At 69.7% G+C, this 8,944-nt stretch carries 6 protein-coding genes; 3 read left to right on the top strand and 3 right to left on the bottom strand.

Features of this window, described 5'->3' with window-relative positions:
- Positions 1–716, top strand: a 716-nt coding sequence (locus RT309_RS11645; protein ID WP_313357226.1) for a hypothetical protein, incomplete at its 5' end; no start/stop codon positions are given.
- Between the two features lie 4 nt (positions 717–720).
- Complete coding sequence (pilO, locus tag RT309_RS11640; protein WP_313357225.1) at positions 721–1,287, top strand: type 4a pilus biogenesis protein PilO; 567 nt, start codon at positions 721–723, stop codon at positions 1,285–1,287.
- Positions 1,288–1,539: 252 nt separating this feature from the next.
- On the opposite strand, the gene RT309_RS11635 is transcribed toward pilO, so the two are convergent.
- On the bottom strand, positions 1,540–4,509 hold the full coding sequence (locus RT309_RS11635; protein ID WP_313357222.1) for a M66 family metalloprotease: 2,970 nt from the start codon (positions 4,507–4,509) through the stop codon (positions 1,540–1,542).
- A gap of 258 nt (positions 4,510–4,767) precedes the next feature.
- Here RT309_RS11635 and RT309_RS11630 point away from each other — a divergent pair, with 258 nt between their 5' ends.
- Entirely contained in the window at positions 4,768–6,537 is a 1,770-nt protein-coding gene (locus tag RT309_RS11630) for an alkaline phosphatase family protein (protein WP_313357220.1), read from the top strand.
- Between the two features lie 83 nt (positions 6,538–6,620).
- Here the strand turns inward: RT309_RS11630 and RT309_RS11625 are convergent, their stop codons facing one another.
- Positions 6,621–7,679 (bottom strand): LLM class flavin-dependent oxidoreductase, encoded by a 1,059-nt coding sequence (locus tag RT309_RS11625; protein ID WP_313357218.1) that lies wholly within the window; start codon positions 7,677–7,679, stop codon positions 6,621–6,623.
- A 29-nt stretch (positions 7,680–7,708) separates the two neighbouring features.
- The coding region (locus RT309_RS11620) for a methyltransferase (RefSeq protein WP_313357216.1) at positions 7,709–8,944 on the bottom strand (1,236 nt) is incomplete at its 5' end.

Genomic DNA, 8,944 nt, shown 5'->3' with positions numbered 1-8,944 from the left:
GCGTCGAGCTGCGCCGCCGGCAGAGCGCCACCCTGCGGCTGCTCGGCCTGGGACTCGCCGGGCTGCTGCTGATCTCGGTGACCGGCAGCTTCGCGGTGTCGTTCCTCGCCGGCTCCGCCGAGCAGCGACTGGCCGACGAGCAGGCGCGCAGCGTGCAGCTGGTCGAAGAGCAGCAGCAGTACACCGAGGTGCAGGCCATCACGGCTCAGCTGGCCGACTACGAGTCGGCGGAGTTCTCAGCGCTGTTCGCCGAGACGGACTGGCCGCGGCTGATGCGCGAGCTCGACGCCGCACTGCCCGCCGGCGTCGAGCTGAGCTCGGAAGCCGTGACGATCAAGGGTCTGTCCACCTCATCCGACAGCCCCGTCGACGAGATCGGGCTCGACGCGCTCGGTGTGATCGAGATCACCTTCTCCGCCACCGCCGAGGTCTTCGAGACCTCGAGCCCGCTGCTGCGCGGACTGGAATCGCTCACCGGCTACTCGAGCGCCACGGTCAACGCAGTCTCGGGCGGCGGCGAAGACGGCTACGTCATCACCGGCGTGGTGCACCTGAACGCCGCAGCGCTGGGCGGCACCGAGCGCGGCGGCCGACTCGACCCCGATGAGCTGACGGCGCTGCGCCAGGCTCTGGAGACGGCCGTGACCGCTCCTCCCGCTCCTGCGGAGACCCCCGACGACGAGACCGCGGACGACGCGGCAGCGACCCAGGAGTAAGCACATGGACAAGTACCGCCTGAGTCTCATCGTCATCGGCGTGCTCGCCGCCGGCATCCTGCTCGGAGCCTTCTTCATCGGCGTGCAGCCGCAGCTCGACCGCATCGGTCGTGCCGAGACGCAGACCGCCGCCGCCGCACAGCAGAACACCGTGCAGGAGACCAGGAACGCCGCCCTGGCAGCCGACAACGAGCGCATCGACGAGTACCGCGGCACGCTCGAGACCAACCGCACGCAGATCCCCGCCGACCGCTCGCAGCAGCCGATGATCGACCAGATCCACGCCGCCGCCGCCGCGGCCGGAGTGAGCGTCACCACGCTGTCCTTCGAGGCTCCCGTGACGTACACGGCTCCCACCGGGGTCGACCTGGCGCCGCCGGCCAGCGGCACCCTCGTGCAGGTGCCCGTCACACTCAGCGCCTCGGGCGATCGCGCCGCGCTCGAGCAGTTCGCCGCGAACGTGCAGCAGTCCGCGCGCATCTTCACGGTGACCGGAAGCCAGTACGCCGGCCCGGAAGAGCCCACTCTCACCCTGACAGGTGCGACCTGGGTGCTGAAGCCCGCGCAGTAGCCCCGCCCTCTCGTTGCGCAACGCGCCGCATCCTTCGGGGCGCGGCGCGTTGCGGTGTGCCGGGGCGGATGGCTGTGGCGTAGGCCAGGTGGATCGGGCGGCAGCTGGGCCGGGCGCAGATGAACATCCCCGCGCGCAGGTCGACAAGGGCGGCGCCGCCGGCGGGCAGCGTCGCTGCATGTCCGGAGGGACGCAGAACGGCCGGCCCGCGCGAACGCGGACCGGCCGTCTGTCTTTCTGTCTGTCGAGCGGTCAGGCCATCCGCCACCTGCGGAAGAGCAGCACCGATGCGCCCGCGAGGATCATCACCAACGCGGCTCCCACCGTGCCCCAGGCGATTGCCGCACCCGTCGTGGCAAGGCTCTGCTCGCCCCCCGCGGATCCTGTCCCGTCGCCGGACGTGGTGCTCGAGCTCGCGTCACCGGCTGTCACCGAGCCGCCGGGCGTGGCGGCATCCGGATTGCCCGGCGTCGCGGCATCCGAATCACCCGGCGCTGCGGCATCCGGATCCGCCGGATCGACCGGATCGACCGGATCGACGGAACCGGAGCCCCCGGGCCCACCCGTGTCGGGATCTGCCCCGGCCCCGGGCACCTCGGGCTTGTCGACGGCGGTCACGTTGCCGACGAAGGCGGCGAGTCCGCTCGCGCTGAGGTAGACCAGCAGGGGGTTCGTGTTGGTCACGAAGCTCTTCCAGATCTGGTTGCTGCCCGTGCTGCGGCTGTACATGCCCGGATAGCCGGGGCCTCGGTAGTAGTCGAACGCGGAGTTCTTGTTCGACAGCTGCACGACGTGACCGTCGGCCTCGATCGACCAGCGCTGATTCGCCGCATTCAGGGCGCACGGCCGCAGCGCGGCAGGCGTGCCCGCGGTGATGCACTGATCGGGGTTCTGCGTGGAGTGCAGACGGCGGGCGACATCGGCGAACCAGGTGTCGGTGCGGGTGTCGGCGCACGTCTTCGCGTCGGAGTCGACCAGCAGCGACTCGGCACCGCGGTACAGGCAGCGCCCGTTGTCGACGGTGACCGCCCGGCCGGCCGGCACGATGCTGCCGTCGGTGTCGACATAGTCGCGCTCTTCGAGGAACGATTTGAGCGCAGGCAGGTCGGCGGCCGTCTTGCCGGCACGGGCGTGCTCGGCGAGGTACGCCTCGACGTCGGCGGCGTCGGACACCAGCTGCAGGATGCGGTCGGCCACCTTCGCAGCCTTGCTGCTCAACGCGCTCAGATCATCGGCCCAGCCTTTGAGGATGATGGTGTCGGCGTCGTTCAGCACGGGTGCTGCCGCGCCTGCCAGCGCCTCGAGCTTGGGCTGCAGCGCCTTGAGCTCCTGCGCGCGCAGCGTCTCGAACCCGGCCTGCTCGCCCACGACCACCGGTGCGGCCATCGGCTTCAGGTCGGTGGCGATGGTGATGGGGTCCCCGAGGTCGGTGGTCTGACCGCCTTGTCGGCACGAGACCTGAGCGCCGGTGGGGCGGTCGGCCTCTGCGATGTTGACGTTCAGCTGCTTGACGCCGTCGCTCGCGTCGAGGGCGATGCTGCGCGAGGGCTTGCCGTCGAAGTCGACGCGCACCCAGCAGGCGCGCTGCGCGGACGTCGCAGACGTGTTCGCCTGGGGCAGGTCGAAGGTCACCCCGTAGTTGGAGCGGAACGCCGGGTACAGCACCGTCTGGGCGGGCTGTGCCGGATTGTAGCCACCGAGCAGCGTGAACACGGGAATCCCGACGGCCGCCGGTTTCGGCAGCGCGAACTGCGGGTCGAGCACCTTGGCATCCACCCACTCGCCCGCCGTGGCATCCCAGTCGCGGTAGCCGCTCGGGAACGCGGTGTCGGCGACAAGACTGCGCAGGGAGTTCTGGATGCGGGTCAGCGAGTACGCGGTGTGGTGAGTGTAGTCCGAGACCGGGCTGGCATCCCACCCGCCCGACATCGCGTCGGTGTTGAAGTTGTACCGGCCCGCCAGGTTCTCTGAGAAGGGGAAGCCGTCGATGCTGCGGTCGGGTGTGAATCCGCCGGTGTCGAGGTTCGAGCGCATCAGGCCGCGGTGCGCGATGTATCCCCAGCCCGAATCCATGTGGTGCGAGGCGTTGCGGATTCTGTCGTCGCCGGTCTTGCTGTTGTCGGTGCCCGGGTAGTGGCCCAGGCCGTAGGAGTGTCCCAGCTCGTGGCTCAGCTCGTTGCCCACCGAGTCGTACAGGGTCGCCATGCCGTTTCCGCCGGAGAGACCGTGCGTGGCCGCTCCGTTGGCGTACAGGCCGGCGGAGTGGTGGATGACGCGCTGGTTCGTGTTCTGCGGCTGGCTCTGGTTCATCTTCGAGCTCGTGATGCCCCACGTGGCCAGGTTGATGCCGGTGGAGACCTGCGCCTTGCCGACGTTCTCGCGCATAGTGCCCGAGTAGACGCTCCCCTGCGACGGATCGGGGCTGTCGACCGTGTAGATCGCGCCGCTGGCGACGATGACCTTCTCGAGCTCGACGGTCTCGTACTGCGCGACGGTCAGCTTCGCCACCGGCAGCGTCTGGAAGTAGTCGGTGGCACCGCTGGCCGGGTCGGTGATGAACCGCTGGTTCTCCCACGCCGGCGCGTCGGTCAGCATGCCCAGGCGGATGTTGTTGATCACCATCTCCTTGGGAGCGGCGACATCGACCTTCTGCAGCAGACCGGTGCGGCCGGTGCCGTCGACGACCTTCAGGGAGAGGCCGGCTCTCATCCACTCGGACGGGATCTCGGCCGACCACGCCTTCAGCGAGTAGGCGACCGTACCGCGCGCGTCGAACGTCTGATCCGCCGCCGGCAGACGGTTGGGGCGCGCGAGGTCGAGCGTGCCGAGCGCGGCGCCGTCGGCGCTCACCTCGACGCGCAGCGAGCTCACCGGCGACGTGGGTGTCACCAGAAGCAGGGCCACCCGGTCGGCGACGACATTCGGGCGCTCTTCGGCCTTGTTGCCCGTCGGAGCGACCGTGGTCGCCTGCGCGAACTCGACCATGGCGCCGAGGTCGCCGGTCAGGTCGTTTCGCACCGCGCGCTCGGCGCCGGTGCGGGTGTAGTCGTGGAAGCCGATGGCCGCCGAGGGATAGTACTCGTCTGAGACGGGGAGATCGGATGCCGCTGTCGCAGCCTGCGAGGCGACCAGAGGCACGGCCAGAGCGGTCACACAGACCGTGGCGGTGAGGGTCGTGCGGATGCGATGGGCAGGAGACAGCCGGGGAGCGGTGCGGGGCATGGCGCGCGTTCCTCAATATGGGAGCGAGTGGAATCCGGCGCCACCGGTGAGGGCACCGAGCACACACTAGCGAAGGTCTGACCTCTAATGTTTGCGTACGACATGCGGACGCGTAGCATCTTCGGCATCCGACGGGTGCGACGGCTCGGAAACGCCTTTCCGTTGTGTGTTTCCCACGATCGCTGCTCAGATCGGTTGCACTCGAAACCGCTGCGCCCAAGCATTCCGCCGCGGACTTCACCCGCCTAGAATCGCCTCGTGGCCGACGACGCACCACCACCCGCGCACGCACCCGCGGAGGAGCCCTCCCGGCGGGGCTTCCTCAAGATGAGCGGGGCCGCTCTCGCCGGCGCGGTCGTCGGCGGAGCAGGCGGAGCGGCGATAGGGGCCTCGCTGGCATCCGGACACCGAGGCGGCTTCGCCAGCGAGCCCGACCCGTTCGCCGCCCTCGCCCCTCGCCGTGAGCCCGGGTTCGATCACATCGTGGTGCTCATGGGCGAGAACCGATCCTTCGACAACCTGCTCGGCTATCTGTACTCGGCCGAGAACCTGCCTTACGGCGAGACGTTCGAGGGGCTCGCTTTCGGGGCGCACAGCAACACGGCATCCGACGGCACGGTGGTCGCCGCGCACGTCTACGCGGGAAGCACCGATCGGATCATGAGCCTTCCCGATCCGGATCCGGGCGAGGAATACCCTCACGTGAACACCCAGATCTTCGGGACGGTCGATCCGAAGGCCAACGCCGAGCTGTTCGTCGACCGGATGGAGGCGCCGTTCAACGCCCCGACTCACGGCGAGAAGGCGACCATGTCGGGTTTTCTCGAGGACTACCTGATCAACGTCCGACGGCTGCGTCACGGCGCCGAGCCCACGCCCGAGGAAGCCGCGCACATCATGGGCTCGTTCTCGCCCGACATGCTGCCCGTGCTGTCGACGCTCGCGTCCGAGTTCGCCGTCTTCGACCACTGGTACGCGGCGGTTCCCTCCCAGACGTTCTGCAACCGCTCGTTCTTCCACGCGTCCACCTCGCACGGTTTCGTCACCAATCAGGCCGGCGGCGGCTACCTGAAGTGGCTGGAGGCGCCGGCAGCCCCCACGATCTTCAACCGGCTGGAGGAGAAGAGGCTCAGCTGGCGGATCTACATCGACCGCCTCCAGTTGGTCTCGTTCACCGGCATGCTGCACGCATCCGTACTCGAGAAGTACTGGCGAACCGAGCACTTCGGCACGATGGAGGATTTCTACGCCGATGCGAAGAACGGCTCCCTGCCGGCGTACGCGTTCATCGAGCCGAGAATGGTCTACGACCACAACGACTTCCACCCGCCCTTCGGTGCGCCGCGCGAGAGCACCGCCGACGGCGATGAGGTGTTCGACAGCGCCGTCTCTGACGTGCGCGCCGGCGACCGGCTCGTCCACGACGTGTACGAGGCGGTGCGCACGAGCGCGTCGCCCGACGGCTCGAACGCCGTCAACACGCTGCTGCTGATCACGTTCGACGAGCACGGTGGATGCTTCGACCACGTCCCGCCTCCGCCGGCGACCCGGCCGACCGCCGACACAGGGCCCGGCGAGATGGGTTTCACCTTCGATCGTCTCGGATGCCGGGTGCCGGCGATCGCGGTGTCGGCGTACACCAGGCGCGGCACGATCATCCACGATGAGATGCATCACGGGTCGGTGACGGCCACGCTCAGCCGATTGCATGGGCTGCAGCCGCTCAACGATCGCGACGCCTCGGCGAACACACTGTTCAACGTCGTCAATCTCGAGCAGCCCCGGCATCCGGCCGATTGGCCCGTCACTTCTCCCGCCTACACGCCGCCGAATCCCGAGAGCACGGCTCCCGCGCCCGGCGAGGCAGCGCAGCTCAAGCCGCTCACCCCTCCCGCCCGGGGGCTGCTGGGCCTGCTCATCGCCCGGTACGGTCGGCCCGACGAGCCGGAGCCCGAGACGTTCGCCGACGCCTACCGCCTGCTGCACGAGCACGGCGACGGGCTGTTCGGCCCGCCCGGCGGGTCGTGACCGCCCGCTGAGAAACCACTTCCTGCACGAGACTCGCGCTCAGCGCGCATGCCTCATGCGGGAACTGGTTTCTCGCCCCGGAGTCACGGAATCGGGTCGCCCTGCACGGGGCCCTCGGTGTTCGGCTTCCAGCCCAGCGCCGGCGCGACGTGCTCGGCGAACGCCTGCAGCACGTGCAGGTTGTACTCGGGTCCGAGCTGGTTCGGGATCGTCAGCATGAGCGTGTCCGCCGCCATCACGGCCTCGTCGGCCTTCAGCTGCTCGATCAGCTCGTCGGGCTCAGCCGCGTAGGTCTTTCCGAAGGTCGAGCGATAGCCGTCGATGATGCCGACCTGGTCGTTGTTCTCACGCGAGCGCAGTCCGAAGTAGGCGCGGTCGCGATCGGTGACCAGCGGGAACACGCTGCGGCTCACCGAGACGCGCGGGCTTCCGGTGTGGCCCGCGTCTCGGTACGCGGCGCGGAACAGATCGATCTGCTCACGCTGCAGTTCGTGGAACGGCTGGCCGGTCGCCTCGGTGAGCAGCGTCGAGCTCATCATGTTCAGGCCCATGCGCCCCGTGGCCTCGGCCGTCGCCCGCGATCCGGCACCCCACCAGATGTGGTCGCGCAGCGTGGGCGACTGCGGCTCGATGGCCAGGTACCGGCCTTCCCCGACCATTCGCGGGTCGCCGGGCGCGAGGCGCTCTCCGTCGATCGCCCGGAGGAACAGGTCGAACTTCTCACGCGCCAGAACGCTGCCGCGCTCGGTGTCGTCCTCGTCGTGGAAGCCGAAGGTCTCGTAGCCGCGCAGCGCCGTCTCGGGTGAGCCGCGGCTCACACCGAGCGCGATGCGGCCGTCGGCGATCAGGTCGAGGGCGGCGGCCTCCTCGGCGAACTGGAACGGGTTCTCGTAGCGCATGTCGATCACGCCGGTGCCGACCTCGATGCGCGTCGTGCGCGCGGCCATCGCCGACAGCAGCGGCATGGGAGAGGCCGCCTGGCGCGCCCAGTGGTGCACCCGCACGTACGCGCCGTTGACGCCGATCTCGTCGGCGCCCTCGGCGAGCTCGATTGTCTGGCGCAGCATGTCGCCGGCGGTGCGGGTCAGAGAGCCGGGCACGTCTGCGTAGTGCCCGAAGGAGAGGAAGCCGAATGCCTTCATATCGCATGCAAACGCATGAAAGGCGGATGCTATTCCGCAGCGGGCAGCAGCAGGCCGTCGAGCACCAGGCGACGGATGCGCGGTTCGATGTCGGCCCACAGGTCAGCGAGCGGCACGTCGAACAGGTCGGCGAGCGCGGCGACGATCTGCCCGACGGTCAGTTCGCCGTCGCACGCGCCGACGAACCCGGCGAGCGCGCTGTCGACGCCGATCGTGCGCCCGAAGCCGCCGCCCTGGCGCAGCTCGATGACGCTCGGGTCGTCCTCACCGGGCATGTGGTGCCGCGCCTCGGTCACGTCGGGCGCGACCACCAGGCGATCCGGGATGCCGGCGGCCAGCGCGTCGTGCGCGGCGAGGCCCGCACCGAGGGCGCGGCCGAGGTTCGACACGGGCTGCGTGATGGTCTCGAAGCGGCGCAGCACCTCGGCATCCGGCATCGCGCGGCGCAGCAGGATGTACCCGAAGCCGACGGCGGTCACGCCGCGATCGGCGAAGTCGTCGAGCCACGCGGCGAGCAGCCGCGTGAACTCCGCATCGCGCGGCAGGGTGCCGCCGTCGCGGATCCACAGTTCGGCGTATCCGAGCGGCGTGAGCTCCTCACGCTGGATCACCCACGCGTCGAGATCGGCGCCCACCCACGAGCGCACGCGATCGAGGCCACGAGCGCCGGCACGCGACTCCCAGTTGCCGAGCAGCTGCGCGATGCCGCCCGGCGCGAGATGCGCGGGCGCGCGCCGCAGGAACTCCTCGACCAGCGCATCGCCCACCAGGCCGCCGTCGCGGTACTCGTACTCGGGCACGCCGGTGGCCCGCGGCGTGATCACGAACGGCGGGTTCGACACGATCAGGTCGAACGCCTCCCCCGCGACGGGCTCGAAGAGACTGCCGAGGCGGAACTCGATGTTGTGCATTCCGTTCAGCTGCGCGTTCAGCTCGGCGTAGGCGAGGGCCCGCGCCGAGATGTCGGTCGCCACCACCACGGCCGCGTGCCGCGACACGAGCAGCGCCTGGATGCCGCATCCGGTGCCCAGGTCGAGCGCGCGCCCCACGGGTACAGGGATCACCAGCTCGGCGAGGGTGCGCGACGCGCCGCCGACACCCAGCACGTGATCGGCGGGCAGCGCGGTGCCGAGGGCGATCTCGTCGAGGTCGCTGGCGATCCACCATTCGCCGACCCCGTCGGCGTCGACGAACGACTGCGGCCGGATCAGCGCCTCCGGATGCACGCTCGCTCCCTGCACGCGGACAAGACCCAGCGCGACCAC

The organism is Microbacterium sp. (genome assembly GCF_032084865.1).
GTDB lineage: Bacteria > Actinomycetota > Actinomycetes > Actinomycetales > Microbacteriaceae > Microbacterium.
The sequence above is the reverse complement of the archived record's forward strand: the minus strand, read 5'-3'. Positions and strand labels throughout refer to the sequence as shown.

Coding starts and splice junctions, on each gene's coding strand:
- pilO (WP_313357225.1), top strand. CDS start 721: ATGGACAAGTACCGCCTGAGTCTCATCGTCATCGGCGTGCTCGCCGCC.
- RT309_RS11635 (WP_313357222.1), bottom strand. CDS start 4,509: ATGCCCCGCACCGCTCCCCGGCTGTCTCCTGCCCATCGCATCCGCACG.
- RT309_RS11625 (WP_313357218.1), bottom strand. CDS start 7,679: ATGAAGGCATTCGGCTTCCTCTCCTTCGGGCACTACGCAGACGTGCCC.